Consider the following 25,316-nt stretch of genomic DNA (forward strand, 5'->3'; position numbering starts at 1 on the left):
GCGAACCTCCACACGCTGTTACTGACACGAAGGCGACCCGAACAAACCGGTACCTTCCGCAGAAGCAAAGCTCTCTTAAGTGGCTTGCCCGGCTGTGGCCATGACGGCGTCCAGCCGATCCCGCGTTTCGGTCAGCGCGGCAATCTGGGTGCTGATGCGGTCGCGTTCAGCGTGCAGGCGGCCCAGCAACAGTGGGGTGTAGGTTTCGACTGGCGCCTCCAGGCACGGCAGCAGCTCTTTCAGGGTGCGGCTGGACAGCCCAGCCGCGTACAGCTGCTGAATGAGGCGCACGCGCGCCACCGCCGAGCCCGCGTAGAGGCGCTGGCCGCTGTCGCTGCGGCTGCTGTAGAGCAGCCCCTGTTCTTCGTAGTAGCGCAACGAGCGCACACTGACGCCCGACTGCTGGGCCAGGTCTCCTATTCGCATAGCTTGCAGCCTAGCACTTGCCTCTGACGTCAATGTCAGGGTTTAGGCTAGCGGCGGCCGAGGGGAAGAGGTGCCACAGTGTCCCTTGACCTCGGCCCGGAGGACGTATGACCACACTGTTTGACCGCACCCAGCTCGGTGAGCTGACCCTGCCCAACCGCCTTGTGATGGCCCCGATGACCCGCGCCCGCGCGTCGGCCGGTGGCCTGGCCAACGCCGCCATGGCGGCCTACTACGCCCAGCGGGCCACTGCTGGCCTGATCGTGTCTGAAGGCGTGCAGCCCAGCTTGCAGGGCCAGTCGAACCCCGGCACGCCAGGTCTGCACACCGACGAACAGGTGACCGCCTGGCGCGAGGTGACGGGCGCAGTCCATGCCAACGGCGGGCGCATCTTTGCCCAGCTGATGCACGCCGGGCGGGTGGGCCACCCAGAAGTGGCCGGCCTGACGCCGGTGGCGCCGTCGGCCGTGAGGCTGGACGCCCAGCTGTACACCGGCCCGAAAGGGCTCCTGCCAGCGCCCGTGCCGCGCGCCCTGAGTACCGCCGAGGTGCGTGACGAGGTGGAGGTCTTTGCCAATGCGGCCCGCCGCGCCGTGCAGGCTGGTTTCGACGGCACCGAGCTGCACGGCGCACACGGCTACTTTATTCAGCAGTTCCTGTCATCGAACGTGAATCAGCGCACCGACGCCTACGGAGGCTCGGTGGCGGGGCGCATTCGCTTTGCTGTCGAGGTTGCCGAGGCCACGGCGGCTGCCATCGGGCCGGAGCGGGTGGGGCTGCGGCTATCGCCGGGCGCGGGCATCTGGAGCGTTCAGGAGGAGGACGTGCCGGCGCTGTATACCGCCCTGCTGCGCGAACTGGCGCCGCTGGGGCTGGCGTATGTGCATCTGGGTCTGACGACCGATGAGGACACTTTGATGAGCCTGCGCCGGACGTGGCCAGGCCCACTCATCATTAATCCGGCTCACCCGCAAGACACGCAGCCTGCCAGTCTGGCGGTGGGTGAGGCGTGGCTCCGCAGGGGGGCGGACCTCATCAGCTATGGCCGGGCGTTTATCGCCAACCCCGATCTGGTGGAGCGGCTGCGCCAGGGGCTCCCGCTGGCTGAAGCTGAACAGGACGCCTATTACCAGGGCGACCGGCGTGGGTACCTGACCTACTCAAGCTATCAGCACTGAGCCGCACGGCAACGGGTCATCAGGTCTCCTCTGGCAGGAAATCTGGCAGGCGCGTGGCCCGGTAGGTGTAGCCCCCTGGGGTGCCGCCTGGCTGCCGGAAGTGCCAGCGCCCCTCGTAGGCGGTGCGGTCTACGTTGAAAGTGGAGTAACTGAAGTCCTCGGAGCCTTTCTCGCCGTACCAGTACCAGAATCCGCCCTCGTCAACCTGATAGGTGTAGGTGTAGTTACTGCCATCTGTGCCCATCAGGCGAGAGCGCAGGGTCTGGGTGTCGGGGTCAAACCCCGTGTACTCCACCCCCTTCTGATGACCGCCGCCCTGGTGCAAGTCAAAGGTCTGAATCAGAAAAAAGCCCCCTTCCATCCAGGCGTAGGTGACGGTGCCAGAGACCTCCGGCCCAGAAATCTGCCAAGTGCCGACCAGGGGCTCCAACTGCCGCAGGGCTGGGTGTGGGCTCTGCGGCAGCGGCTGCCCGTTGTTGTTCTCCGCCATAGAGCAGTTTAACCGGCCCCGTGTGAGACGGATTCCGATTGAATCGAGCAGCCTGCCGGGTGGAATCCGAGCGAACCTGGAAAGCGGCGCGGCAGACTTGAGAAGCGCCGCAGGAGAGCGAGAGGGAACAGTTGTAGATTCCATCGCGCGGAATCCGCATGACAGTCGTTCTGCCCTGCGCCCGGCAACTAGGCGCAGAAGGCGGCCATTCCGTTTGGAATGACCGCCTTCTGGGCACGACCCTTGGCGCAGATCGCCTGGTTTCTGAACAACCTACAGAGTGACCTGCGCCATCTTCGAGGCTTTCAGGCTTTTGCGTGGCGGCGCCGTCTGACCTACCACTTCACTCAAGTAGAGCCGTTGCCAGCAGATCTATTAGAGCTGCCCCTTACTTGTTCAGGGCCTGCTTGACCAGCTCGATAATCTCGGGCATGGTGTCGGCCACCGGGACATTAGCGGCCCCAAAGGCGGCCAGCTTGCTTTCGGGGGTGCCCACGTTGCCCATGATGATGGCGCCGGCGTGGCCCATGCGCTTGCCCGCAGGCGCACTGCGGCCCGAGATAAACGCCACGACGGGCTTTTTCATGTTGGCAGCAATGTACTCGGCGGCGGCTTCTTCGTCAGCGCCGCCGATTTCACCGATGACCACCACAGCGTCGGTGCCTTCATCGGCTTCAAACAGGGGCAGCACGTCGGCAAAGGTCGTGCCAATCACGGGGTCGCCACCGATGCCCACCGTGGTGCTGGTGCCCATGCCGGCGTCGTTCAGCAGCTTGGCGGCTTCGTAGGTCAGCGTGCCCGAGCGGCTGATCAGACCGATACGGCCCGGCTTGGCGTAGATCTTGTTGGGCATGATGCCAATCTTGGCTTCGCCGTTGGTGACCAGACCGGGGCAGTTGCCGCCGATCAGGCGAATGCCCTCGCCGCCGGCCGCGCGGTTCTCGGCGTCCAGGGCCTTGACTTCCTGCACGGCGCGCATCATGTCCACCGTGGGCACGCCCTCGGTAATCAGGACAATCAGGGGCATGCCGGCGTGGGCGGCTTCCAGCACCGCGTCGGCCGCGCCCGCCGGGGGCACGAAGATAATGGAGACGTTCGCGCCGTGCTTCTCCTTGGCTTCGGCCACGGAGTTGTAGATCGGCCAGCCTTCAAAGTCGGTGCCACCCTTGCCGGGGGTCACGCCCGCGACGACCTGGGTGCCGAACTCTTTCATGGCGCGGCTGTGCGAGGCGCCTTCGCGGCCCGTCATGCCCTGCACGATGACCATGCTGTCTTTATTGACGAGGATGCCCATTACTTATTCGCCTCCTGGGCGGCCTCGTCGGCGGCCTCAAACATGGTGGGGTACATCTGAATCAGGGGGCTGTTGACTTCTGCGAGCAGCGCCTTGGCTTCGTCTTCCGCCGTGCCCGCGATGCGCATGCGCACAGGCTTGGTCAGGATGCCCTCGTTCAGCGCCTGAATGACGCCCTTGGCCACTTCGTCGGCGCGGGTGATGCCGCCGAAGATGTTGATGAAGATGGCCTTGACATCGGTGTCCTTGCTGACCAGCTTGACCGCGTTGTAGACGACCTCAGCCTTGGCGCCGCCGCCGATATCGAGGAAGTTGGCGGGCTTGGCGCCGGCGCGGTTGACCACGTCCAGCGAGGTCATCACGATGCCTGCACCGTTGCCCAGCACGCCCACGTTGCCGTCGTCCAGCTTGACGTAGGCAAAGCCGTACTTGCTGGCCTCGATTTCCAGGGGGTGCTCGGCTTCCAGTTCGCGCCAGTCGGCCAGGTCCTTGTGACGGTACATGGCGTTGTCGTCAATCTCGAACTTGGTGTCCAGGGCCAGCGGCGTACCGCTCTCGTCCACGAACAGGGGGTTGATCTCGACGAGCACGGCGTCGCGCTTCAGGGCGGCCTCGCTCATCTTGACCATCATGTCGGCAATCTTGTTCAGGTTGCCCTTGAACCCGGCCTTGATGGCGACTTCGCGCGCCTCGTAGGGGCGCAGGCCCGTCACGGGGTCCACGCGGTGCTTGATGATCTTCTCGGGGGTGGCTTCCGCCACTTCCTCGATTTCCATGCCGCCCTCGGCGGAGGCCATCAGGGTGTAGCTCTGGACGTTGCGGTCCACGATCATGCCGACGTAGTACTCGGTGCCAGCGTCAATGTCCACGGCCTTGGTGACCAGCACCTTGTTCACGGTCAGGCCCTTGATGTCCATGCCGAGAATCTTTTCGCCGTTTTCATAGGCCTTGTCTTCGGTGGGGCTGAACTTCACACCGCCGGCCTTGCCGCGTCCGCCCACATGCACCTGGGCCTTGACGACCACGGGCTGCCCATAGTCGCGCGCAATCTGGCGCACCTCGTCGGGGGTGCGGGCGACTTTACCTTCCTGAACGTTCACGCCGAACTGGCGCAGAATTTCCTTACCCTGATACTCGTGAAGTTTCACGGCTGTTCCCTCCTTGGGGGAGTGGGGAGCCTGCGGTGAGGCCCTGACTTCGTTTGTCCCAAGAGATGAGTATAAGCGCAGCAGCTCATGCCGCCGCACGCCTGTCCCCAGACCGGGGACAAATGAGGCGGCTGGCCGGGCCGTGTTACCGTGCCCGTCATGACTCAACTTGAACAGTTGCGTGCGGGGCTGTCGCGGGCGGGCCTGGACGGCGCGTGGCTGAGCAGTCCGGCCAACATCCGGCTGCTCAGCGGCTTTAGCAGCGGCGCCGACGCCAAGCTGCTGGTCACGCCGGGAGGCGTCACGCTCTACACCGACGCGCGCTACGAGGTGCAGGCCGGGGAAGAAACGCGCCTGCCCTCCTTTATTGCGCGCCCGCCCGCCACCCTGGAGCACGCCGCCGCGCAGGTGGACGGGCTGCGCCTGGGGTTCGAGGCCGACCACCTGACCGTGGCGGCGCTGGACGAACTTCACGCGCACTGGCCCGGCACGACCTTAGAACCGCTGGGCACCCTGCTGCGCGACATCCGCACGGTCAAGGACGCGGCGGAAATCGAGGCCATCCGGGATGCACAGGTGCTGGCCGACCAGGTGTTTGCTGAAGTGCGCCCCCTGATTCGGGCCGGGGTGCGCGAACTGGACATCGCCCTGGAGATCGAACTGCGCCTGCGCCGAGCGGGCGCGGCGAGTGCTTTTGACATCATCGTGGCGAGCGGGCCGCGCGGGGCCATGCCGCACGGGGTCGCGTCCGAGCGGGTTATTGAGGACGGAGACCTGGTGACGGTAGACATGGGCGCGCGGCTGCGCGGGTACAACAGCGACATGACGCGCACGGTGGCCGTGGGCGAGCCGGGCGAGGATCTGCGCCGCGTCTACCGCGCAGTGCTGGAAGCCGAGGAGGCCGCTGTCCAGGCGGTGCGGCCGGGCGTGCGCGCCGCTGACCTCGACACTCTGGCGCGCGACATCCTGACCGGGCACGGCCTGGGCGAGGCGTTCGCGCACTCCCTGGGCCACGGCATCGGCCTGGAGGTCCACGAGGCGCCGGGCCTGCGCAGCCTGCACCAACCCAGCCCGGACGTGCTGCAAGCCGGCATGGTCATCACCATTGAGCCGGGGGCGTATCTGCCGGGTGTGGGCGGCGTGCGTATTGAAGACCTCGTGCTGGTCACCGAGGACGGGTATGAGGTCCTCAGCCACAGCGAAAAGGAGCGCCTTTGAGCAGGCCAGGACTGCTGCTGCTCTGCGCGCTGCTGGGCACGGCCCAGGCGGCGCCCCACCGGGTCCAGGCCGGCGAGACGTGGTGGAGCCTCGCGCGCCAGGCGGGGGTCAGCGTGGCTGAGTTGCAGCGCGTCAATGGCGGTGACCGCCTGCTGCGGGCGGGTGAGGTGGTGCAGCTGCCGGGCGGCAGCGCGGCCGATATTCCGGCGCGGCCGGTGCTGCGGGCGGCCAGTGTGGCCCCCGCCAGCCCGAGCCCGGCCAGCGTGTTTCAGCGCGGCCAGGCGGTGTACTACGGGGGAAGGCGCGACGCCCGCACCGTGATGACGGCCGCCCACTTGACCCTGCCCTTTGGCACCTGGGTGCGCGTGACGCACACCCGCACCGGGCGCAGCGTGGACGTGCTGATTAACGACCGGGGGCCCTTTGGCAACAGCGCGCGCGTCATTGACCTCTCGGACGAGGCGGCGGCCGCGCTGGGGATGGTCAGTGAGGGCGTGGCGCCCGTGACTCTGACGGTTCTGCGCCGCCCCTGATCTGGATTTCCTGCACTTCTGAACTTCCGAATGTGTTCCTTCTCCCTGCCCGTCAGGCCGGATTTAAGAGAACTTTCGGATTCGGCTGGGACCTGATAAGGCCCGCCTCAGGGGTGCAGGGTGATAGAATCGTTCGGGTTTCAACCACACACAGACATGCTGATGTGCTTCACCCACCGAGGAGGATGGTTTCAATGACGATGGAAACGGCGCTGCTGACCCTGGACACCCTGGCCAAGTACCTGAAGGACAAGGAAGTCCAGCTGGATATGGAAGAGAACAATGGTCAGCGCTTTATTCGCATGGGCTGGCGCTTCGAGATGGGCGACGCGGCCGTGCTGGTCAGCGTCAACGACGGCCCAAACAACACCAGCCGCCTGGAAGTCACCTGCGTGACCCAGAAGCAGTACGGTGACCGCCGTGAGGAAGTCGTGTACATGCTCAACGACCGCAACCGCGAGCGCGCCTTCGCCCGCAGCATCGACGCCGACGGCAACGTCTGGCTGGAGTATGTGGGCTTCTACCCCACCCTGGCCGAGATGCCCCAGGAAACCTTCGACACGCTGTTTGGCGGCGTCCTGATGCACTTCCAGGACGACTACGCGGCGCTGGAAGGCTTTGTGCCCCAGGGCGGCATGCAAGTTCAGCAGCCTCAGGCGTAAAGGGGAGGCGGGTTCAGGCCCGCTTCTTTTCAATGCCATTAAGTGATTTGTTTCACGATAATTCTAGACCGTGAAATTTTTGTCTCCTAGCTATTTCTGCTGTTCGTCCTCTCCCTGATAAGATTAGACCCAGTCTAAACCTGTGGCGCCGACCAGGGCGCACGCACCAAAAGGAGCTTTGCATGGATTTCACCCTGTCCGACGAGCAACGTCAGTTGCAGCAGCTGGCGCGCGACTTTGCGCGCAAGGAAATTATGCCGATTGCCGCCGAATACGATCAGAAAGAGGAACTGCCCTGGCAGGTCGTGCAAAAGGCGTTTGAAGTGGGCCTGCTCAACCCGTCTATTCCTGAGCACGCGGGCGGCCTGGGGCTGGGCATGTTTGACGAGTGCCTGATTGGTGAGGAACTCGCCTACGGCTGCATGGGCATCTACACCGTCCTGATGGCCAGCGAACTGGGCATTGCCCCGATTCTGATTGGCGGCACCGAGGAGCAGCAGCAGCGGTTCCTGACGCCTCTGACGGAGAAAGCAGGCCTGGCGGCTTTCGCGCTGAGCGAACCGAACAACGGATCGGACGCCGCCGCCATGGGCACCACAGCCGTGCTGGACGGCGACGAGTGGGTCATCAACGGCACCAAGATGTGGATTTCCAACGGCGGCCTGGCCGAGATCACGGTGGTCTTTGCCACCACCGACAAGGGGGGCGGGCACCGGGCCACGGTGGCGCTGGTGGTGCCCAAAGACGCGCCGGGCTTTACCTGGAATAAGATCAAGCACAAGATGGGCCAGCGCGCCAGCCTGACCAGCGAACTGGTGTTCGAGAACGTCCGGGTGCCGCGTGACAACCAGCTGGGCGGCCTGGGCGACGGCTTCAAGATTGCCATGAAGACGCTGGACAAGACGCGCATTCCGGTCGCCGCCGGGTCTGTGGGCATTGCCCGCCGCGCCCTGGACGAGAGCGTCAAATACGCCAAGGAGCGCGAGGCATTTGGGAAGCCCATTAGCAGCTTCCAGGCGATTCAGTTCAAGCTGGCCGAGATGGCCATTGGCATCGAAACCGGCCGCCTGATGTACCAGAAAGCGGCGTGGCTGGTGGACCAGGGGCAGCCGCACGGCTTCGAGAGTGCCATTGCCAAGGCCTACTGCAGCGAGATGGCCTTTGACGCCGCCAACGAGGGCATTCAGGTGCATGGAGGCTACGGCTACGTGGGTGAGTACCCGGTCGAGAAGCTGCTGCGCGACGTGAAGCTGAACCAGATTTACGAGGGCACCAACGAGATTCAGCGCGTGGTCATCAGCCGCACCCTCCTCAAGTAACCAGGCTGTCAACAGGGAACCGCCACATCTCTGGGCGGTTCCCTTGTTGTGCTGCGCTCATACGGATTTCGCGATATGGAAGCGCAGACGGTGCCTGTCCGGCTGTGCTGCAATGAAGCGGAATCCGCATCTGTTCCTGCTCGATTCAATCGGAATCCATATCAGGTGCCGCTGGCAGCCGATTCGTCAGTCGGTGCAGCCTGGCCCTGGGTGGCTGGCCCCTGGCCCTCTGGCGCTTCGCCGCGCGGGCCACCGGGGCCACGGTGGTCGTGGTCACCGCGCATGCCGGGGCCGCCAGGTCCACCGAAGCCGCGGCCACCAAGCGAGAAGGGACTGGTCTGGAGGCGCCCTTTGATCTCGGCCGCGCGGTCACTGGGAAGGTCGCCCGCTTTCACGGCCTGGTCCAGGGTGGCGCCGCCCGCAGTCACGGCGGCGGCCTTGAGTTTGGCGGCGGTGGTGCCCAGTTGCGCCGCCAGCTTTTGCAGGAACACGTCGGCGTAGTTGGTGTCCGTGTTCTGGGGAGCGGCGCCCTGGGGGCGGGGAGCAGGCTGGGGCTGGGTGCCGGGTGTGCGCGGCCCCGACTGGGCCGGTTGGGTCCGCTGGGCCGTCTGGGCCGAGCTGGCCGTTTGCTGGGCCAGGACGAGACCGAGGGTCAGGGGCAGGGCGGCCAGGGCAATGAGGGGCAGTCTCTTCATAGGTACGCTCCTTGTATGGCGTGCGAGTGCTTCACCACGCGCGCAGTGTGGGGCCAGGGTGTTAAGTCGCGGCTAAAGCCAGTGCGCTAGACTGCACCGCTTTGCGAGACCGGGCGTGGTGGTCAGGGGCGTGGCAGCGTGGGCTGACCGCGTGGCCTGGCCTGGTGACCCTGGTGTCGCTGCTGGCGGTGCTGCTGGGCACTGCCCCCAGCCTGCCCAGCCCCGGCCCTGAGACCGCCGCTGCCGGGCGCCTGACGCCGGCCCTGCCCGAACTGCGCCCGCCCGCCGCCCCAGCGTCTCCTGTGCCCTTGGTGCCGGGGACACCGCCCGAACCCATCTGGCTGCCGCGCCTCCACCACAGCGCTGTGGCGGTTCAGCCCAGGTGGACCGAGCCGGCGCCCCGCCCTTCCCTGAGTCTGCTGGGGCGGCGGCAAACCGACGGCGGCTGAGGGACCTGCCCTCAGCCGCCCGGTCGCGCCGCGTGGCCCTACAGACGGCCCGCCGCCTCCCCCAACTTTTCGTCTTCTTTCTTTCCACGGAGCTTTTCTGTGACCTACGGCAACCGCAACAACAACAAAAATGGCCGGCGCACGCCCCCCCGGCGCAGCGCCCCCACCGCCAGCAAACCGAACCTCTGGACAGGCCTCCTGCTGCTGCTCACACTGCTGGCCAGCCTGGCGTACATCTGGCGTCCCTGGGAACACCGCGACGCGCCCTGGACGCTGTGGAACGACAAGTTCCAATTCATGACCTTGGGCCTGGACCTCAAGGGCGGCCTGCGCATCGAGCTGGCCCCCGAAAGTGGCACCGCCTCCCGCGCCGAACTTGACCGCGTCAAAACGGTGATCGAGAACCGCATCAACGCGCTGGGCGTGGCCGAGCCCACCGTGACCATCGCGGGCGGCAAGCGCGTGGTCGTGGAGATCCCCGGCGCCACCCCCGCCGTGCAGGACCGGGCACGCAACATCATCAAGCAGACGGCGCGGCTGGAATTCCGTGTCGTGCAGGACGGGGCGCAGCCGGACCCCGCCCTCCAGCAGAGCAACCCGCGCACCGGGGGCTACACCCTGGCGCAACTGGGGCCAGTACAGGCCACCGGGGAAGTCATTCAGGACGCCCAGGCCGGCACCGACCCCCAGAGCGGGCGCTGGGTCGTGACCTTCCAGAACACCGACAAGGGCGCCCAGACCTTCGGCGACTTTACCGGCAAGAACGTGGGCAAACTGATGGCCGTGGTGCTGGACGACCAGATTCAGTCGGTGGCCACCATTCAGGTTCGCCTGTTCCGCGACGTGCAGATCACCGGCAACTTCAGCCCCGAGGAAGCCAACCAGCTGGCCCTGGTGCTGAAGAGCGGCGCGCTGCCGATCAAGATCAAGACCGAGGCCGAGCGCTCGATTGGGCCGACGCTGGGCGCCGACGCCATTCGTAGCGGCGCCATTGCCGCGCTGGTGGGTATTGCCCTGGTGTTCGTGATGCTGTTCGCCTACTACGGCTTCTGGTTTGGCCTGGTGGGCGCGCTGGGCCTGCTGTTTTCCAGCGTGGTGATTCTGGGCCTGCTGGCGGGCTTCGGTGCCACGTTGACCCTGCCGGGCATCGCCGGTCTGGTGCTGACCATCGGCGCGGCCGTGGACGGCAACGTGATTTCCTTCGAGCGCATCAAGGAAGAGCTGTTCCGGGGCAAGGGCATCAAGAATTCCATCCGGGCCGGGTACGACCACTCGACGGCCGCCATTCTGGACGTGAACGCCTCGCACCTGCTGTCGGCCCTGGCGCTCTACAACTACTCCACGGGGGCCGTCAAAGGCTTTGCGGTCACGCTGATTATCGGCGTGGTGGCGTCCACCTTCTCGAACCTGGTGTTCGCCAAGTGGTTTATCCAGTGGCTCTCGGAGCGCCGCCCCACCATGAGCGCCCCGCAGTGGATCAAAGACACGCGCATTGACTTCATCAGGCCAGCGACGATTATCACGACCCTCAGCGTGCTGCTGGCGATTGCCGGGGGCGCAGTGCTGGCGGTCAAGGGCCTGAACTTCGGGGTGGACTTTACCAGCGGCACGACCATTGCCATCAAGACCAGCGCCGAGACCAGCACCGAACAGGTGCGCGCCGCCGCCGCGGGCGCGGGTGTGGATAAGGTCACGCCGCAAAGCACCATCATTCAGCGCACCGTCACGCCGGGTCTGACCGGTGCGTCCTACACCATCAAGGTGCCCGAACTGACGCGCGACGAGATCAACCGTGTGGCGGCGGCCATCGAGAAGCTGCCCCAGGGGTCCAAGCAGTCCGACGAAACGGTCGGCCCCGCCGTCGGCCAGGAGCTGACCCAGAAGACCCTGTACGCGGTTCTCCTGGGCATGGGCCTGATTCTGATTTACGTGGGCTTCCGCTTCGACTTCATCATGGGGATGGGCAGCATTCTGGCGGTGCTGCACGACGTGGCCATCGTGATGGGCCTGTACTCGCTGCTGGGGCTGGAGTTCTCGATTGCCAGCGTAGCGGCGCTGCTGACCCTGATCGGCTACTCGCTCAACGACTCGATTATCGTATCGGACCGTATCCGCGAGAACATTAAGGAGATGCGCGGCAAGTCCTACCGCGACATCGTGAACACCTCCATCAACCAGACACTGTCGCGCACCATCATGACCTCGGTCAGCACCATGCTGCCCCTCCTGAGCCTGCTGATTTTCGGCGGCCCCGTGCTGCGGGACTTCAGCCTGGTGCTGCTGGTCGGGATTCTGATCGGGACCTATTCAAGCATCTACATCGTGGCGCCGCTGGTGGTCTACTTCGAGGAGTGGAACCGCCGCCGCCGGGCCGGGGGCCAAGCCGCCAAGGTCTGACCGGAGCCCGCTTCCCCGCACCCCTGCCTAACCGGTGGGGGTGTTTTCGTTTGGTAATAAATTGAGCCGTGTTATTTGCAAATGAATAAGATGTAGCCCGCTGTGCGCTATGCTGCCTGCCGATGAGTCTGCACGAACAGAAGAGGGTCGCCATTGTCGGCGGCAGTGGCTACGCGGGCGGCGAATTCCTGCGCCTGGCGCTGGGGCATCCGCACCTGAACGTCACCCAGGTGACGAGTGAACGCCATGCGGGCACGCCGGTCAGCCTGGTGCACCCCAACTTGCGTGGCCGCACCACCCTCAAATTTCGCAAGGCCGCTGAACTGGATGAGGCCGACATCATCGTGCTGGCACTGCCGCATGGTCACGCCGCCAAAAGGATTGGAGAGTTTGAAGGCAAGGCCAGGGTGATCGTGGACCTCTCGGCCGATTTCCGGCTGAAAGACCCCGAGGTGTATCAGGCGACCTACGGCGAGGCGCACCCCACACCCGACGCCCTGGCGAACTGGGTGTACGGCAACCCGGAACTGCACCGCGAGGACCTGCGGGGCGCCACCCGCATCGCCTGCGCCGGTTGCTTTGCCACCAGCGTGATTCTGGCGTTGTACCCACTGCTGAAGCTGGGGGTGCTGCTGCCCAAGGACATCATTGCCACCGGTCTGGTGGGGTCCAGCGCCGCTGGGGCCAGTGCCACCGACGGCAGCCACCACCCGGAGCGGGCCGGGTCCCTGCGGGTCTACAAGCCGGTGGGCCACCGCCACACGGCCGAAGCGCAGCAGGAACTGCCGGGGCATTTTCCGCTGCACCTGACGGCCATTTCCACCCCGCGCGTGCGCGGCATTCTGACCACGGCGCACGCCTGGATTCCTGATGGCTACAGCGACCGCGATGTCTGGAGTGCCTACCGCGAGGTCTACAGTCAGGAACCCTTTATCCGCATCGTCAAGGTTGCCAAGGGGATTCACCGCTACCCCGACCCCATGCTGCTGGACGGCACCAACTACTGCGACCTGGGCTTCGAGATGGACCTCGACACCGGCCGCGTGGTGCTGATGAGCGCCATCGACAACCTGGTCAAGGGTACGGCGGGCCACGCCATTCAGAGCCTGAACATTGCGTTTGACTGGCCCGAGACGGCGGGGCTGGAGTTCACGGGGCTGCATCCAGCGTAGGCAGATGAGAGGGTGGAGGAACTTGCCGCTCCTCCACCCGGCACCCCACGGCCTACAGGCCTTTGAGCACAAAGCCGCCTTTGGGGTTGGCCTGCAACTGCGCGAAGGCCACGTCGGGGTCGTGCGGCGTGCAGATCACCGCGCCTTCCTCGAACCACTGACCCAGGTACTGCTTGCGGGTCTCTAGTGTGGTCACCGGATAAAGGTCGTAACCCATGATGTACGCAGTGGGGGCGTGCGCCAGGGTGGCAATCAGGTCCGCCACATACACCAGGGTCTGCCCGCCGGCCCGCAGCACCACGCCCTGCTGGCCCAGGTTGTGGCCCGGTAGCGGCAGCACGCTCAGGCCGGGGCGCAGCTCGTGTTCGCCGTCCACCACGTCAAACAGGCCCGCGTCGGCTATGGGATCGATGTAGGCCGCCAGGTAACTGGCGCGGTTGCGTTCGTGGGTGTGGCGGGCGTCGTGCAGTTCCTGGCGCTGCACCACGTAGCGGGCGTTCGGAAAGGTGGGGTCGCCCGTCAGGGTCACGTTGCGCCCGGCGTGGTCAAAGTGCAGGTGGGTGTTGATGACGAGGTGAATGTCCTCTGGGCGCAGGCCCAGAGCGTCCAGACCACGAAAGACCGTCTCGTCGCGTTCCAGGCCGTAAATGGCTTCAAATTTCTCGCCGCCCTGGTCCCAGAAACCGGTCTCGACCAGAATGTTCTCGCCGCTGAGCTGAATCAGCAGGGGATTGGTGCGCAGCCGAATGCGGTTGAGGTCGTCGGCCGGGGCTACGCGCTCCCAGAGGGTCTTGGGGACGCTGCCGAACATGGCGCCGCCGTCCAATCGGAATTGCCCGTCGGTGAGGGAATGGACGGTCACGTCACCGATCTGCCGCTGCTGATGCCAAGTCATGGGCCGCAGGCTAACAGACGTTTGTTCTGGGTGCGGTCCGTCAAGAAGGAGCGCGAGACTGTTCTTCTCACAGGCCAGGTGAGAGGCCGGATGGCGACAGGCTAAGATTCAGCTGTCACTTTACGTCTGGTCCACTGCTGGCCAGGTGCCTTGCAGGCGGCGCAGCAGGGCCACCTGACCCCAGTGGTAGGCGCTGTGAACCGCCAGGTCAGTTAGCACGTCGCGGGCGCGGCTGGATGGGTCTCCGGCCAGCACCTGCGCTTCGGCCAGGCCAGCGTGGAGTTCGGCCAGCAGGGCACCAAATTCGGCTTCGGTGGGCGGGGTGTCGGGCCAGACCGCCAGGTTCTCGGGCCACGCCTGGGCGCGCCCGGACGCCAGGTCGAGGCTGGCGCGCTGGGTGATGCTGAGGTGACTCAGCACCTCGGCCAGGGTATAGGGAACGCCCGGTACTGGGCGGGTCGCTTCGGCAAAGGTCAGACCCGCTAGCAGATCGGCCGCCGATGCGAAAGCCGCGCCGCCTAGCAGTGAGAATTGCAGCACGTTCATGGGACCCAGGGTAACAGGCGGCCTGCTGCCAGGCGGCGCCAGCCTGACGCAGGTCTCAAGGGTGCCTCAAGGGCACGTCCTGAGACCCTAAAGCTCAGCCGGGGGCAGCGCTCAGGCGGGGCTGCCACACTACCGTTCAGAGGGGGGCAATCTTTGTTTCAGCTCACCCAGACAAGGATTCCCATGACGCATGCCGACCCCACCCGCTCCACTGCCATTCAGATTCTGCTGGTAGAAGACAGCGAACCCGATATCCTGCTGACCCAGGAAGCGTTTGCCGAGGCGGGCATCACCAATGAACTGCATGTCGCCCGCGACGGTGTCGAGGCGCTTGAAAGGCTGCGGACGCCCGGCAACATGCCCCGCCCCGACGTGATTCTGCTCGACATCAATATGCCCCGCATGAACGGCCTGGAAACGCTGAGGGAAATCAAGCGCGACCCCGCCCTGATGACCATTCCCGTCATCATGCTGACCACCAGTGAAGCCGAAGAAGACATCCTGCGCTCCTATGAAGCCTTTGCGGCCAGCTATGTGGTCAAGCCCGTGGAATTCAGCCGCTTTTACGCCGCTATTCAGGCGTTGGGGCGCTATATGGTCACGATTGTGCGGGTGCCGGGGCCACAGGGGCCGCTGGCCAAGCAGCGCTCGGCCTAGTGCCTGGGGAGAGGTCCCCTACTCGCTGACCAGCGCTTCAAGGAGCCGCAGGGCTTCTTCCAGGCGGTGAGCCTGCACGCGGGCGGCGGTGCGGACCTGACGCCATTCCAAGCGCACGCGGGCCAGACTGAGGGCGTCGCTGCCCAGCTGAGACAGCTGTAGGGCGCGGCGTTCCAGAGCTTCCACCTGGGCGGCCAGGTCCCGCAGCGCGGCCTGATGGGCGCGGGCGGCGCCCAGGGTGCCGTCCAGCTGAGCCTGGGCTTCCTGCTGCGCAGCGTGCAGCGCCCGCCCGGCCTGAACCACCTGGGGGGCGTTCTCGCTGGCGTCGCCGGCCTGCCACTGGGCGTAATTCAGGGCGTGGCGGGCGCGCAGCACATTTGGGTGCAGGGGCACCCCCAGCGAGAAGCGGGCTGTGTTCAGGTCCACGCTGAGCATGGTCAGAGGCGTATCGGCGTCGTTCAGGTCAATCAGAGGCGTGAAGGCTTCCAGAAAGGCGGCGGTCTGCCCGGCCATCAGGCGGGTATGGGCCAGTTGACCGGCCACGGGCTGCCCGGCCTGAGCCGCCTCTTCCAGCTCGGCCACGTTCAGGCCCAGCAGCTCACTCTGGGCGGCGGCGGCGGCCACCTGATCGGCCACCTCCAGGCGGGCGTGGTCGGCGCGCAGCTTGCTCAGCATTTCCTCGGTTTCCCAGCGCCGGACCTCGGCCTGCGTGGCCTGGCAGTCCCACTCAGCGGCGCGTTCCAGGGCGCGCAGATCAGGGTTCTGGCGAATGGCGGCCAGACTGCGCCCGGCAATCTCGGCGTGGGACCGGGCCAGCAGCAGCGGCAGGTCGTGGGCGCGGCGGCCCCACTTGACCGCCCTGGGGGCGGGCGCAATCGGGCCAGGCGTGGGCTGGGCCGGCACCGGCATGGTTTCGGCGAAGCGGGCCAGGTCCAGCGTGGTGCCTTCCAGCCATTTGTCGGCGCGGGCGTCGCCGTACTCATCACGCATCAGGGTGTAGACGTCCTGCAAGACGGCCACCACATCGCGGGGGCCCAGTGCCCTAAGCGCGGGCCAGCCCCGGCGCTGAATGGCGCCCTGCACGGCCTGCTCGGCTTCCCGCACGCCCAATTCGACGCTCAGGCGGGCTTTGAGCCAGTCGCGGTAGGGGTCGGCGCTCATGACGCTGCCAGCCCGGCCGGCGCGGCGCGGCGCTGCCGGGCACATTCGTACAGCACCAGCGCGGCGGCGGTGGCCACGTTCAGGGAATCGGCGCCCCGCGCCCCGTGCATGGGAATCCCGATGGCCTGGTCAGCGGCGCGCCAGTGGGCGGGCAGGCCCTCGTGCTCGGTGCCCAGCAGCAGCGCCACCCGGCCAGTCAGGGGCGCGTCCCAGTAGCTGCGCGGGGCGTCGGGGGTGCAGGCGAAGGTCGTAAAGCCGCGCTCACTCAGCCACGCGAGCGCCTCGTCCTCGGGCAGGGCGGCCACCGGCAGGGTAAACACGCTGCCCTGAGAGGCCCGGATGACATTGGGGCCGTAGGGGTCAGCGCCGCGCCCCAGCACCAGCACACTCTGGGCGCCGGCAGCGTCGGCACTACGCAGAATGGCGCCCACGTTGCCGGGTTTTTCCAGGCCGTGCAGCACCACCACCACGGCGTCGGGGCCGGGTTCAGGCAGCGTGGGTCGCGGCGCAGACACCACCGCCAGCACGCCGTCGGGATGCTCGCGGCCACTGACCTTTTCAAAGGCGGCGCGGCTCAGCCCCGTCGCACCCGGCAGGGTCGGGGCCAGCTGGGTGGCGTCGGGGCTGTACAGGGCCGGGCACAGGTAGACGGTTTCGGGTTGCAGGCCGGCCTGCAGGGCGCGGGACAGTTCGCGGGCGCCCTCAATGAGCAGAACGCCGTCCCGCTCGCGTTCGCGGCGCTCGCGCAGACGCACGAGCCGCTTGACCTGCGGATTTTGCAGGGAGGTGATGGCTTCCGGCACACTCATGACCTGTCATTATGCCGGGTCATGTTCTCCTCTGCCCGGCGCCCGTCATGAGTGTTTCTGTCTCTGTCCAGAGTGTTCGCCCGCCCCAGGACAGGGACACCCAGATCAAAGAGCCAGGGGCCGGCGCAGAAACGCTGGTGCATTTTGAGACCCCCACCGCTTCTGACGGTCTTTTCGGGGGATTTTATGCCTCGGTTGCCGCTGACCTGGGGCTGCCGCTGCTTTCGGGGGCTTACGCCAGTGGGCTGAAGCTCAGCCGCCCAGCCGACTTGACCCAGCTGCTAAGCGAGGTGGCCGCCGTTGAAGCCGAGTGGCTGCGCCGTGACCTGCTGGGGCAGTGGCGAGACGAGGTGCATGGCCCAGGCCGCAGGCAGCGGCTTCAGAGCAGCCGGCCTCCGGGCAGCAGTGAGCTGGCCACCGAAGAAGGCGGCACCTTGATTCTGGGCTGATGCCGGCGGGGGGCAGATGCTCTAGGGTGGGCGCATGGCGCTGGCGTATCCCCCCTTCAAGTCATGCCCCTGTGGATCGAGCCGCAGCTACGCGCACTGCTGCTCGCCACTGCACGCGGGCGCCCCGGCCCCCAGCCCCGAAGCCCTGATGCGCTCTCGGTACTCGGCCTACGCGCTGGGCGACGCCGCGTATGTCCTGCGCACCTGGCACCCTGACACCCGGCCAGACACCCTGAACCTCCAGGGCGGCACCCGCTACGTGGGCCTGCGGGTCCACAGTGCCCAGGGAAACGAGGTGGACTTTACGGCGCAGCTGAAACTGGAAGGTGGCGAGCGCTACAGCTTCCGGGAACGCAGCCTCTTTCGGCAGGACGGCGAACAGTGGCTGTACCTGCGCGGGGTCGAGGAGACGTAAGCCGGGAACCGCCCGCCAGGCCAGCGCGTAGCATGAGGCATGACGGACAGCCAGACCACCCGCAACACCACCAGGCCGCTTCAGGTGCGCCCGCCAGGCCGGCGGGCGGCGTGGGCCATCGGCGGGGTGGTGGCCGCCGCGCTGCTGCTGAGTCAGAGCCTCAAGGTCATTCCAGCCGGCTATGTGGGCGTGGTCTTCAGCGCCTTCAGCGGTGTGAAGTCGGGCGTGCGGCAGGAAGGCATCCATTTGCTGATGCCGTTTGTGGACCGCGTGAACCTCTACGACGCCCGCCTGCAGGAAGTCACGCTCGCCCACAACATCAACGACGGCGACGAAGGCGCCATCCGGGCGCGCAGCCAGGAGGGCCTGGACATCACGGCGGACGTGACCGTGCAGTTCCGGATTGACCGCGCCAAGGCCGCCATCTTACACAAAGAACTAGGGCGCAACTACCTGCAAACGGTCATTCGGCCCCAGGTGCGCAGCAAGGTGCGCGACGCCATCGGGCAGTTTAGCGCCGCCGACCTGATCAGCACGCAGCGGCAGGCGGTGGAGGCGAGCATCACTACAGCGCTGCGTCAGGTCTTCGAGCGCAATAATCTCGTGCTGGACAGCGTGCTGCTGCGCGAACTGCGGATTCCCGACAGCGTGGCCAAGGCCATCGAGCAGAAGCAGACGGCCGAGCAGCAGGTGGCCGTCGAAAAAAATCGTTTGCAGCAGGCCAATATCAGCGCGCAGCGGGCGGTGGTGGAGGCCGAAGGCGCGGCCAAAGCTTCGGTGGCCAAGGCGCGCGGCGAGGCCGAGGCGCTGTCGCTGCGCGGCCGGGCGCTGCGCGAAAACCCGCAGCTGATTCAGCTGACAGTCGCCGAGAAGCTCTCACCCGGCATTCAAACCGTCATGCTGCCCAGTGACGGCAACTTTCTACTGGACGTGGCCAACCTGACCAAGCCCAAGACCGGCAACTGAACGCATGGTGGTCTTGCTGCTCATCGTTATTTTTGCGGGCGTAATCGGCATCGTGTATGTGGACAACACGACCAAACGGGTGCGCGCCCTCCCGCCAGAACGGCGTTCAGACGCGCTGCCCGCGCCGCCACCCGCCGTTCTCCCTGGCCCCGAGACGCTGGCCTTGCGTCTGCCCGAGCCGGCGCGCGCCCGCGCGTGGGCGCTGCTGTGCGGGGTCAGAGACGCGCTGGCCACTGGCGAGACCGACCCCCGCAGCCGCTACCTGCTGACCCAAACCCAGGAGCGCTACCTCCCCGACACCCTGCACGCCTACCTGGCCCTGACCCCGGAAGCCCAGGCCACGCTGCGCCAGCAGGGCCAGCCGGCCGAAGTGCTGCTGGCCGAGCAGCTGACCCTGCTGGAAGATGGCGTGCGCGAGGCCCTGCGCCGCGACCACGCGGCCGCCGACCGCCTGCTGACCCAGGGCCGCTTTCTGCGCGAGCGCTTTGGTGCTGGAGAACTGGTACTGGCAAAGGCGCCAGACCCTGAGAAGTAACTTCTGGTTTTAGGAACTGGAGATAGGGCTGAGCAGTGGGCTTCCCTGTGCTGAGTAACCCGCCGCGACGAGCAGGCAAGGAGGGGAACACCAATGCTCAGCTGCGCACCATGGCCCTCTCACGCCAACGGACACTTGCGTAGATCAGTCGCAGACGTTCTATGACCCTATGCCTATGGCTAGGAACAATGGGAGCTTTTAGCGGGTGTGATGTTGGCAAGGCCAGCACACTTGCCACCGTCAGGCTGTGTCACACCTTTAGCCCTAAGCGGGTGCTGGTCCAGTTCACCCGGCTGACACGCCCCCTCCATCCCTTAGCCTGCGGACATGATACGAACGGCTTTTCTGGGACTCGGCGCGATGGGCTTTCCGATGGCAGCACATCTGGCGCAGCAGGCACAGGCGCAGGGCGAACAGGCGCTGGTGTGGAACCGCACACCTGGCCGCGCCGAGGCCCACGCCGAGCAGCACGGCAGCTTGGCGGTTGCCCTGACCGACACCGCGCAGGCCGACCTGCTGCTGACCTGCCTGCCCACCAGCAGTGAGGTGGACGAGGTGATGCAGACCCTGCTGCCGCACCTGCGGCCCGGCACCGTCTGGGTGGACTGCACCAGTGGCCACCCAGACGCCGCGCGGCGCCAGCAGGAGACGCTGGCCGCGCGGGGTATCCCCTTTCTGGACGCCCCCGTCAGCGGCGGCACATTGGGCGCACAGACCGGCACCCTGACGGTCATGGTAGGCGGCGACGCGGCCACGCTGGCACAGGTTCAGCCGGCTCTGACCTTTGCCCGCAAGGTGGTGCATGTGGGGGGCACCGGGGCGGGGTTTGCCGTCAAGGCCGTGAACAACGCGCTGCTGGCCGTCAACCTGTGGGCGGCGGGTGAAGGGCTGGCGGTCCTGGGCCGCGCAGGCGTGCAGCTGGGCGCAGCCCTGGACGTGATTAACGCCAGCAGTGGCCGCAGCAACGCCACCGAGAACCTGATTGGTCAGCGGGTGCTGACCCGCGAGTTTCCCGCCACCTTTGCCCTGGGCCTGCTGGCCAAGGACGCGGGGATTGCCAGCGAACTCACGCAGGCAGTCGGAGGCAGCGCGCCCGTGCTCGCCCAGGTGGCGGCCCTGCTGCGCGGCGCAGCCCGTACGGTGGGCGCCGAGGCTGATCACACAGCCGCCCTGAAAGCGATTGAGGCCATGAACGACCTGGAACTGCGCTGAAGGCAGACCGCGAGAACAGCCAGAAGGGCCGGCTCTCCCCTCTTACTTCATGCCGGGGTCGCTGGCCAGCTTGAGCTGCTCCATGCGGCCCACCAGACCGAGCCAGGTGGTTTCGTCGAGGTCGTCTATCTCCTGGCCAGCGTGCGCTTCGTTCAGCACCTGGCGCATCAATTCGGCTTCTCGCAGAGTGGCAGCCTGGTGGCCCATGCGGGCCAGGATGGGGTCAAGAGACATGGCAGCACTGATGGTCATGCCCCGAGGGTAAAGAGGCCCGGAGCCGTCGGCATGAAGCGCAGGTAGGGCCAGCTTCACGCTCGGTTCTGCATCCCAGGCAGCTGCCGCCGTGGACTTGAGTGGCCTGCTGTCACCCCAAGGGGCAATGGAACACCACCGTCAGAACGGCAGCTGACCTGTCGCCGCCTGCTCACCGCGCAGCCAGGCCAGCACCGCGCGGCGGGCTTCCGGGCGAAAGCCACCCGTCACCAGGGCCGGGGCGTCCACGTCCAGCGCGGCGTAGGGGTTGTACAGCGCCAGGTGCAGGTCAGGCGTGACCCCCACCAGGGCCGGGTGCCGGTGCCGGGCCGTGGTGGCCAGGATGACGGGCAGGCCAAGGGCGCGCAGGGCAGGCCAGTCCAGCATTTCCGGGTCCTCGAAGGCGTGCAGCTGCACGTCGTAGACCGTGCCCAGTTCACGGGCCAGGGTCTCGGCGTCGGCGCCCGCCTCGCTGACGGTCTGGCGCTGGGGGTGCCGGTGTGCGACCAGCACCACGCGCGAGCCGGGAACAGGGGCCTGGGGCGTACGGTAGGCGCTCAGGCCAGCAGCCCAGGCGCGGGCCAGCAGGTCCGCGTCGGCTGCCAGGTCCAGACTAGGGTCGGCCTGGGCAGGGTACTGGCGGGCCAACGCGTCCAGGCGGCCCAGGCTGGCCTGGATGGCTTCGGGGGGCAGGCGACCGTCTTGCAGGGCCTGCGCCACCGCCGCCAGGGTGGCGTCCTGGGCTTCACGGCGCCCCAGCGCCATGACCAGGTCAGCGCCGGCCTGCAGGGCCAGCACCGCCGCCTCGCCCCGGCCGTAGTGGCCGTCTATGGCCTGCATGCCCATCGAGTCGGTCACGATCACGCCCTCATAGCCCCAGGCCTGACGCAGCAACCCGGTCAGGACAGGATGCGAGAGGGTGGCAGGGTGCTGGGCGTCCAGCGCCGGGTAGATGATGTGCGCGGTCATGACAGCGGGCGCCTGATGCAGCAGCGCGCGGAACGGGGCCAGCTCGGTCTGGTCCAGTTCGGGCAGCGATTTGTGGACAGTCGGGAGGGCCAGGTGGCTGTCCAGGGTGGTGTCGCCGTGGCCTGGAAAATGCTTGACACAGGCCGCCACCCCGGCTCTGGCATGTCCGGCGAGGGCCGCGCGGCCCTGACGGGTGACCAGCGTGGGGTCGGCACCGTAGGCACGCTCGGCTATAACCGGGTTGGCAGGGCTCACGTTGACGTCCAGCACTGGGGCGAAGTTCCAGTTGATGCCCACACTGCGCAGCTGCCGGGCCAGGGCTGCACTGACAGCTTCGGTTAGGGCCGGGTCGTCGGCCATGCCCAGGGTCATGGCCCCCGGCGCGAATGGCCAGAAGTCCGGGCGCACAATCGCGCCGCCCTCGTGGTCCAGGGCAATCAGGGCGCCGTCGCCCATGACCGCGCGCAGGTCAGCGCACAGGGCGCGCAGTTGCGCGGCACTCTGCACATTCTTGCCGAACAGGCAGACGCTCCGAATGCCGTGCTCACGCAGGTGCGCCGCCGTGCTGTCGTCCAGCACAGGGCCAGGAATGTCCACCATCAGCAGGGCGCCGGGCTTGGGCAGAGGGGTCACGCTCCGCAGGGTACGGCACAGCGGCGGGAGAAGGGTCGGGCGGCTCTGTGGGCCTGGGAAGCAAAGAAAGGCAGGGGTCTCCTCCACCATAGCCTCTCACCAGCGCGGTACAGTTCAAATCACACCGCTTCTTCACTTCGCTGGTTTCCTGTTGCCCTGGCCCGCGCAGCCCTCTGTGCTGCGGTCTTCCCGCCTCAAGGAGTCACATGAAGAGTGTCCTCGCCACCCGGCCTGTCCGGCCCACCGCCTCTTTTCTGTCTGTGATCGCCCTGTGGCTGGGCAGCTGGGCGGGCGCTCAGGGCACAGCGGCCCCCGCTGACCTGCCCCACGACCCGACGCTGGTGGTGCCCGGCATCTGGGGGCCGTCGCTGCGGGTGGTGCCGGGCAGCCGCGCCGCCTCCCTGCTGACCGCCTGGGGCAACCGCTTTGCCTTTCTGGCGCCTTTGGAATCGCGGCTGGGCGAGGATTATCTGCTGCTACCGTGCGAGGCCAGTGGACGGACCGAGATGCGGCTGAGCTGGAGTGCGCTGACGCCCCTGAATGCCGGCACCCTGACCTTGGTGGCGAACCTAGGGAGTGGGCCGCCCAGAAATGTAAGCCTGACCCGCACCCGCGCAGACTGGCCCGACCTGTTCACATTGGCCCAATCCGACGCGGCGGCGCTGCTGGCGGCCCTTCAGGCAGGACAGAACGTAGCGCTGAAGCTGCCCACACCGCACCAAGCTGGCCTGACCTTTCGGGGGGCGGGGTTTGCAGCTGCCTGGGCCGAGCTGCGCGGCTGCCGGCTCTGAACTGGCAACCGCCAGATGAGCAATGACTAGCCCCCAAGAACACCTCGACCTGCAAGGTGGTGAGTACGAAACCACCAAGAGGTCACGCCAGAGCCGTTGCCACTTCGTGGATCAGGACAGAGCGGGACTGCTGAGCCTGCTGCGGCCGGGGCCGTCCAGGGGGCCGCCGCTTGACACCCCAGGGGGCGGCCCCTACCCTAAACGCACGTTTTCCTTTTGTTCACCACCGGCAAGCACCGCGCACTCCTGGCATTCGCCAGCCTGGCCGGTCGCCCACGGTGCGGAGGCTCCATGAAGAAACTGCTTCTGACCGCCCTGCTTTCCACCCTCAGCGCCGCGTCGGCCGCCACGCTGGTCTTCGGCGGCAACGGCGAACCCGTCAGCCTGGAATCGGGCAACATCACCGACGGCATTTCCATTCTGGTGCAGCGCCAGATTTACGACACTCTGGTGGACTTCAAGAACGGCACCACCGACCTGGTGCCCGGTCTGGCGACCAAGTGGACACCCAACGCCAACAACACCCAGTGGACCTTCACGCTGCGCAAGGGCGTGCGTTTCCACGACGGCACCGCGTTTAACGCTGACGCCGTGGTCTTTAACCTGAGCCGCTGGTGGGACAAGGCGCACCCCTACGGCTTCCGCGACCAGGGCCGCACCTTTGAAATCATGGGCGAGCTGCTGGGCGGCTACAAGGGCGACGCCACGGCCGTCATCAAGAACATCGTCAAGGTGAACGACTCCACCGTGCGCGTGGAACTGAACAAACCCTCCTCGGTGCTGCCCAACGTGCTGGCCGCCGGATACTTCGGCATTGCCAGCCCGACCGCCATCAAGAAAGACGGCGCCAAGTACGGCACGCCTGCCAGCAAGCCCATGGGCACCGGCCCCTTTATTTTCCAGAGCTGGCGCACCGGCGACCGCGTGACCCTGCTGCCCAACAAAGTCTACTGGGGCGAAAAGGCCAAGGTGGACCAGCTCGTCATCCGCTCCATCAAAGACGCCTCGCAGCGCCTGAACGAGCTGAAGGCCGGCACCATTGACTTTGCCAACGACCTGACCCCTGACAGCCTCAAGAGCGTTCAGGGCGACAACAACCTGGTGGATGTCAAGCGGCCCTCCTTCAACGTGGGCTTCGTCAGCCTGAACAACCGCAACACCTACCTGAAAAACGAGAAGGTGCGCCAGGCCATCAGCATGGCCATCAATAAGAAAGAAATCGTGGCTGCCTTCTGGAACGGCCTGGGCACCAGCAACGCCAGCTTCGTGCCGCCCGTGATGGCCTGGGCCAACAGCAGCAAGGTGCCGGCCGACTACAAGTTTGACCCCGCCGCCGCCAAGAAGATGCTGTCGGACGCCGGCTACGCCAACGGCTTCTCGCTGGACCTGTGGTACATGCCCGTCAGCCGCCCCTACTTCCCCAACCCCAAGCCCATCGCCGAGGCGATTGCCGCCGACCTGAGCGCCATTGGCATCAAGGTCAACCTGAAGACCGAAGACTGGGCCAAGTACCTGGAAGACCGCAACAAGGAACCCGGCTTCGACATGTACATGATCGGCTGGACGGGCGACTACGGCGACCCGGATAACTTCTACGGCGCCTACTACGGCAGCAACGCCAGCGACGACATCAACTGGAACCCCGTCAACGTGCAGACCCTGCTGGAGCAGGGCCGCGCCGCCGCCACCCAGGCCGCCAAGGCCAAGGTGTACCAGCAGCTGCACGAAATCACCTACAACGCCGCGTACCGCATCCCCATGGTGCACTCTAACCCCCTGGCCGCCGCGCGCACCTACGTCAAGGGCTGGATTCCCAGCCCCCTGGGCAGCGAGGCCTTTAACACCATCACGATTACCGGCAAGAAGTAACACCGGCCCACTCGCGCGCCTCTCCGGTCTGGGGAGGCGCGCGGCTGTCTGACCGCACAGTTCGCCGGAGCGGGACGCGGGGCCGGTGATTCCCGCTACACTGTGCGCCAATACGCCTTTTCCTGTCTGTGTGCGCCGCGAGCCAACCGCCGCGCACGTTCCGTCTCCGCTTCCCC

27 protein-coding genes are annotated in these 25,316 nt (G+C 66.5%); 16 read left to right on the forward strand and 11 right to left on the reverse strand.

The annotated features are described in order from the left end of the window. Window positions 1-75: 75 nt before the first annotated feature. Window positions 76-426 (reverse strand): MerR family transcriptional regulator, encoded by a 351-nt coding sequence (locus K7W42_RS00005; protein WP_224571303.1) that lies wholly within the window; start codon window positions 424-426, stop codon window positions 76-78. A 107-nt stretch (window positions 427-533) separates the two neighbouring features. Between K7W42_RS00005 and K7W42_RS00010 the strand changes: the two genes are divergently transcribed. Next, window positions 534-1,604, forward strand: a complete 1,071-nt coding sequence (locus K7W42_RS00010) for an alkene reductase (protein ID WP_224571305.1) — start codon at window positions 534-536, stop codon at window positions 1,602-1,604. 19 nt (window positions 1,605-1,623) lie between these two features. On the opposite strand, the gene K7W42_RS00015 is transcribed toward K7W42_RS00010, so the two are convergent. The 3 genes from K7W42_RS00015 to sucC all read right to left on the reverse strand — a co-directional run bounded on the left by K7W42_RS00015 (window position 1,624) and on the right by sucC (window position 4,536). After that, on the reverse strand, window positions 1,624-2,094 hold the full coding sequence (locus K7W42_RS00015) for a DUF1579 domain-containing protein (RefSeq protein ID WP_224571306.1): 471 nt from the start codon (window positions 2,092-2,094) through the stop codon (window positions 1,624-1,626). A 388-nt stretch (window positions 2,095-2,482) separates the two neighbouring features. Continuing rightward, complete coding sequence (gene sucD, locus K7W42_RS00020) at window positions 2,483-3,388, reverse strand: succinate--CoA ligase subunit alpha (protein WP_224571307.1); 906 nt, start codon at window positions 3,386-3,388, stop codon at window positions 2,483-2,485. Next, on the reverse strand, window positions 3,388-4,536 hold the full coding sequence (gene sucC, locus K7W42_RS00025) for an ADP-forming succinate--CoA ligase subunit beta (protein ID WP_224571308.1): 1,149 nt from the start codon (window positions 4,534-4,536) through the stop codon (window positions 3,388-3,390). The genes sucD and sucC overlap by 1 nt, the downstream gene beginning before the upstream one ends. 159 nt (window positions 4,537-4,695) lie before the next feature. On the opposite strand from sucC, the gene K7W42_RS00030 reads away from it, so the two are divergent. From K7W42_RS00030 to K7W42_RS00045, 4 genes are all read left to right on the forward strand, one after another. Then, the gene (locus K7W42_RS00030; protein ID WP_224571311.1) at window positions 4,696-5,754 is read left to right on the forward strand and encodes a M24 family metallopeptidase; all 1,059 of its coding nucleotides are present in this window, start codon (window positions 4,696-4,698) and stop codon (window positions 5,752-5,754) included. Beyond that, entirely contained in the window at window positions 5,751-6,287 is a 537-nt protein-coding gene (locus K7W42_RS23100) for a septal ring lytic transglycosylase RlpA family protein (RefSeq protein ID WP_224571312.1), read from the forward strand. The genes K7W42_RS00030 and K7W42_RS23100 overlap by 4 nt, the downstream gene beginning before the upstream one ends. 194 nt (window positions 6,288-6,481) lie before the next feature. Next, entirely contained in the window at window positions 6,482-6,949 is a 468-nt protein-coding gene (locus tag K7W42_RS00040) for a type III secretion system chaperone family protein (RefSeq protein ID WP_157460725.1), read from the forward strand. A gap of 182 nt (window positions 6,950-7,131) precedes the next feature. Next, window positions 7,132-8,268: an acyl-CoA dehydrogenase family protein gene (locus K7W42_RS00045; RefSeq protein ID WP_224571314.1), complete on the forward strand. Its 1,137-nt coding sequence runs from the start codon at window positions 7,132-7,134 to the stop codon at window positions 8,266-8,268. Between the two features lie 161 nt (window positions 8,269-8,429). Here the strand turns inward: K7W42_RS00045 and K7W42_RS00050 are convergent, their stop codons facing one another. Then, the gene (locus K7W42_RS00050; protein ID WP_224571315.1) at window positions 8,430-8,963 is read right to left on the reverse strand and encodes a hypothetical protein; all 534 of its coding nucleotides are present in this window, start codon (window positions 8,961-8,963) and stop codon (window positions 8,430-8,432) included. Window positions 8,964-9,064: 101 nt separating this feature from the next. Here K7W42_RS00050 and K7W42_RS00055 point away from each other — a divergent pair, with 101 nt between their 5' ends. The 3 genes from K7W42_RS00055 to argC all read left to right on the forward strand — a co-directional run bounded on the left by K7W42_RS00055 (window position 9,065) and on the right by argC (window position 12,981). Next, on the forward strand, window positions 9,065-9,412 hold the full coding sequence (locus tag K7W42_RS00055; protein WP_224571316.1) for a hypothetical protein: 348 nt from the start codon (window positions 9,065-9,067) through the stop codon (window positions 9,410-9,412). 99 nt (window positions 9,413-9,511) lie between these two features. Further along, window positions 9,512-11,809, forward strand: coding sequence for a protein translocase subunit SecD (secD, locus tag K7W42_RS00060; RefSeq protein WP_224571317.1), 2,298 nt, complete (start codon window positions 9,512-9,514; stop codon window positions 11,807-11,809). Window positions 11,810-11,931: 122 nt separating this feature from the next. After that, a complete protein-coding gene (gene argC / locus K7W42_RS00065; protein WP_224571319.1) occupies window positions 11,932-12,981 on the forward strand; it encodes an N-acetyl-gamma-glutamyl-phosphate reductase in 1,050 nt (349 codons plus the stop codon). Window positions 12,982-13,033: 52 nt separating this feature from the next. Here the strand turns inward: argC and K7W42_RS00070 are convergent, their stop codons facing one another. Both K7W42_RS00070 and K7W42_RS00075 read right to left on the reverse strand, forming a co-directional pair. Next, complete coding sequence (locus K7W42_RS00070; protein WP_224571320.1) at window positions 13,034-13,876, reverse strand: MBL fold metallo-hydrolase; 843 nt, start codon at window positions 13,874-13,876, stop codon at window positions 13,034-13,036. A gap of 120 nt (window positions 13,877-13,996) precedes the next feature. Next, window positions 13,997-14,422, reverse strand: a complete 426-nt coding sequence (locus K7W42_RS00075) for a maleylpyruvate isomerase N-terminal domain-containing protein (RefSeq protein ID WP_157460720.1) — start codon at window positions 14,420-14,422, stop codon at window positions 13,997-13,999. A 183-nt stretch (window positions 14,423-14,605) separates the two neighbouring features. Here K7W42_RS00075 and K7W42_RS00080 point away from each other — a divergent pair, with 183 nt between their 5' ends. After that, entirely contained in the window at window positions 14,606-15,079 is a 474-nt protein-coding gene (locus K7W42_RS00080) for a response regulator (protein ID WP_157460719.1), read from the forward strand. Between the two features lie 18 nt (window positions 15,080-15,097). Here the strand turns inward: K7W42_RS00080 and K7W42_RS00085 are convergent, their stop codons facing one another. Next, the gene (locus K7W42_RS00085; RefSeq protein WP_157460757.1) at window positions 15,098-16,240 is read right to left on the reverse strand and encodes a hypothetical protein; all 1,143 of its coding nucleotides are present in this window, start codon (window positions 16,238-16,240) and stop codon (window positions 15,098-15,100) included. Then, the gene (locus K7W42_RS00090) at window positions 16,237-17,049 is read right to left on the reverse strand and encodes a TrmH family RNA methyltransferase (RefSeq protein WP_224571321.1); all 813 of its coding nucleotides are present in this window, start codon (window positions 17,047-17,049) and stop codon (window positions 16,237-16,239) included. The genes K7W42_RS00085 and K7W42_RS00090 overlap by 4 nt, the downstream gene beginning before the upstream one ends. 47 nt (window positions 17,050-17,096) lie before the next feature. Between K7W42_RS00090 and K7W42_RS00095 the strand changes: the two genes are divergently transcribed. The 5 genes from K7W42_RS00095 (at window position 17,097) to K7W42_RS00115 (ending at window position 20,626) form a co-directional block, all read left to right on the forward strand. Continuing rightward, on the forward strand, window positions 17,097-17,498 hold the full coding sequence (locus K7W42_RS00095; RefSeq protein WP_224571322.1) for a hypothetical protein: 402 nt from the start codon (window positions 17,097-17,099) through the stop codon (window positions 17,496-17,498). A gap of 34 nt (window positions 17,499-17,532) precedes the next feature. Then, entirely contained in the window at window positions 17,533-17,913 is a 381-nt protein-coding gene (locus tag K7W42_RS00100) for a YchJ family protein (protein ID WP_224571323.1), read from the forward strand. A 39-nt stretch (window positions 17,914-17,952) separates the two neighbouring features. Continuing rightward, the gene (locus K7W42_RS00105; protein WP_157460715.1) at window positions 17,953-18,879 is read left to right on the forward strand and encodes a prohibitin family protein; all 927 of its coding nucleotides are present in this window, start codon (window positions 17,953-17,955) and stop codon (window positions 18,877-18,879) included. A 4-nt stretch (window positions 18,880-18,883) separates the two neighbouring features. After that, window positions 18,884-19,414, forward strand: coding sequence for a hypothetical protein (locus K7W42_RS00110; protein ID WP_224571324.1), 531 nt, complete (start codon window positions 18,884-18,886; stop codon window positions 19,412-19,414). 327 nt (window positions 19,415-19,741) lie between these two features. After that, window positions 19,742-20,626: an NAD(P)-dependent oxidoreductase gene (locus K7W42_RS00115; protein ID WP_224571325.1), complete on the forward strand. Its 885-nt coding sequence runs from the start codon at window positions 19,742-19,744 to the stop codon at window positions 20,624-20,626. Window positions 20,627-20,668: 42 nt separating this feature from the next. Here the strand turns inward: K7W42_RS00115 and K7W42_RS00120 are convergent, their stop codons facing one another. After that, the gene (locus K7W42_RS00120) at window positions 20,669-20,878 is read right to left on the reverse strand and encodes a hypothetical protein (RefSeq protein WP_224571326.1); all 210 of its coding nucleotides are present in this window, start codon (window positions 20,876-20,878) and stop codon (window positions 20,669-20,671) included. A 141-nt stretch (window positions 20,879-21,019) separates the two neighbouring features. Continuing rightward, window positions 21,020-22,480, reverse strand: a complete 1,461-nt coding sequence (locus tag K7W42_RS00125; protein WP_369411300.1) for a glycoside hydrolase family 3 protein — start codon at window positions 22,478-22,480, stop codon at window positions 21,020-21,022. A 206-nt stretch (window positions 22,481-22,686) separates the two neighbouring features. Between K7W42_RS00125 and K7W42_RS00130 the strand changes: the two genes are divergently transcribed. Both K7W42_RS00130 and K7W42_RS00135 read left to right on the forward strand, forming a co-directional pair. Continuing rightward, window positions 22,687-23,271 (forward strand): hypothetical protein, encoded by a 585-nt coding sequence (locus tag K7W42_RS00130; protein WP_224571327.1) that lies wholly within the window; start codon window positions 22,687-22,689, stop codon window positions 23,269-23,271. A gap of 291 nt (window positions 23,272-23,562) precedes the next feature. Further along, a complete protein-coding gene (locus K7W42_RS00135; protein WP_224571329.1) occupies window positions 23,563-25,140 on the forward strand; it encodes an ABC transporter substrate-binding protein in 1,578 nt (525 codons plus the stop codon). The last annotated feature ends 176 nt before the right edge of the window (window positions 25,141-25,316 follow it).

The sequence above is a fragment of the Deinococcus betulae genome (assembly GCF_020166395.1).
Lineage (GTDB): Bacteria > Deinococcota > Deinococci > Deinococcales > Deinococcaceae > Deinococcus > Deinococcus betulae.

What these genes read in the sequence shown, in the direction of transcription:
- K7W42_RS00040 (WP_157460725.1), top strand. Translation starts at nt 6,482, where the DNA reads ATGACGATGGAAACGGCGCTGCTGACCCTGGACACCCTGGCCAAGTAC.
- K7W42_RS00130 (WP_224571327.1), top strand. Translation starts at nt 22,687, where the DNA reads ATGAAGAGTGTCCTCGCCACCCGGCCTGTCCGGCCCACCGCCTCTTTT.
- K7W42_RS00015 (WP_224571306.1), bottom strand. Translation starts at nt 2,094, where the DNA reads ATGGCGGAGAACAACAACGGGCAGCCGCTGCCGCAGAGCCCACACCCA.
- K7W42_RS00050 (WP_224571315.1), bottom strand. Translation starts at nt 8,963, where the DNA reads ATGAAGAGACTGCCCCTCATTGCCCTGGCCGCCCTGCCCCTGACCCTC.
- K7W42_RS00080 (WP_157460719.1), top strand. Translation starts at nt 14,606, where the DNA reads ATGACGCATGCCGACCCCACCCGCTCCACTGCCATTCAGATTCTGCTG.
- K7W42_RS00100 (WP_224571323.1), top strand. Translation starts at nt 17,533, where the DNA reads ATGGCGCTGGCGTATCCCCCCTTCAAGTCATGCCCCTGTGGATCGAGC.
- argC (WP_224571319.1), top strand. Translation starts at nt 11,932, where the DNA reads ATGAGTCTGCACGAACAGAAGAGGGTCGCCATTGTCGGCGGCAGTGGC.
- sucD (WP_224571307.1), bottom strand. Translation starts at nt 3,388, where the DNA reads ATGGGCATCCTCGTCAATAAAGACAGCATGGTCATCGTGCAGGGCATG.
- K7W42_RS00010 (WP_224571305.1), top strand. Translation starts at nt 534, where the DNA reads ATGACCACACTGTTTGACCGCACCCAGCTCGGTGAGCTGACCCTGCCC.
- K7W42_RS00045 (WP_224571314.1), top strand. Translation starts at nt 7,132, where the DNA reads ATGGATTTCACCCTGTCCGACGAGCAACGTCAGTTGCAGCAGCTGGCG.
- K7W42_RS00135 (WP_224571329.1), top strand. Translation starts at nt 23,563, where the DNA reads ATGAAGAAACTGCTTCTGACCGCCCTGCTTTCCACCCTCAGCGCCGCG.
- K7W42_RS00085 (WP_157460757.1), bottom strand. Translation starts at nt 16,240, where the DNA reads ATGAGCGCCGACCCCTACCGCGACTGGCTCAAAGCCCGCCTGAGCGTC.
- K7W42_RS00030 (WP_224571311.1), top strand. Translation starts at nt 4,696, where the DNA reads ATGACTCAACTTGAACAGTTGCGTGCGGGGCTGTCGCGGGCGGGCCTG.
- K7W42_RS00110 (WP_224571324.1), top strand. Translation starts at nt 18,884, where the DNA reads ATGGTGGTCTTGCTGCTCATCGTTATTTTTGCGGGCGTAATCGGCATC.
- K7W42_RS00115 (WP_224571325.1), top strand. Translation starts at nt 19,742, where the DNA reads ATGATACGAACGGCTTTTCTGGGACTCGGCGCGATGGGCTTTCCGATG.
- K7W42_RS00095 (WP_224571322.1), top strand. Translation starts at nt 17,097, where the DNA reads ATGAGTGTTTCTGTCTCTGTCCAGAGTGTTCGCCCGCCCCAGGACAGG.
- K7W42_RS00090 (WP_224571321.1), bottom strand. Translation starts at nt 17,049, where the DNA reads ATGAGTGTGCCGGAAGCCATCACCTCCCTGCAAAATCCGCAGGTCAAG.
- K7W42_RS00070 (WP_224571320.1), bottom strand. Translation starts at nt 13,876, where the DNA reads ATGACTTGGCATCAGCAGCGGCAGATCGGTGACGTGACCGTCCATTCC.
- K7W42_RS00005 (WP_224571303.1), bottom strand. Translation starts at nt 426, where the DNA reads ATGCGAATAGGAGACCTGGCCCAGCAGTCGGGCGTCAGTGTGCGCTCG.
- K7W42_RS00105 (WP_157460715.1), top strand. Translation starts at nt 17,953, where the DNA reads ATGACGGACAGCCAGACCACCCGCAACACCACCAGGCCGCTTCAGGTG.
- K7W42_RS00075 (WP_157460720.1), bottom strand. Translation starts at nt 14,422, where the DNA reads ATGAACGTGCTGCAATTCTCACTGCTAGGCGGCGCGGCTTTCGCATCG.
- K7W42_RS00120 (WP_224571326.1), bottom strand. Translation starts at nt 20,878, where the DNA reads ATGACCATCAGTGCTGCCATGTCTCTTGACCCCATCCTGGCCCGCATG.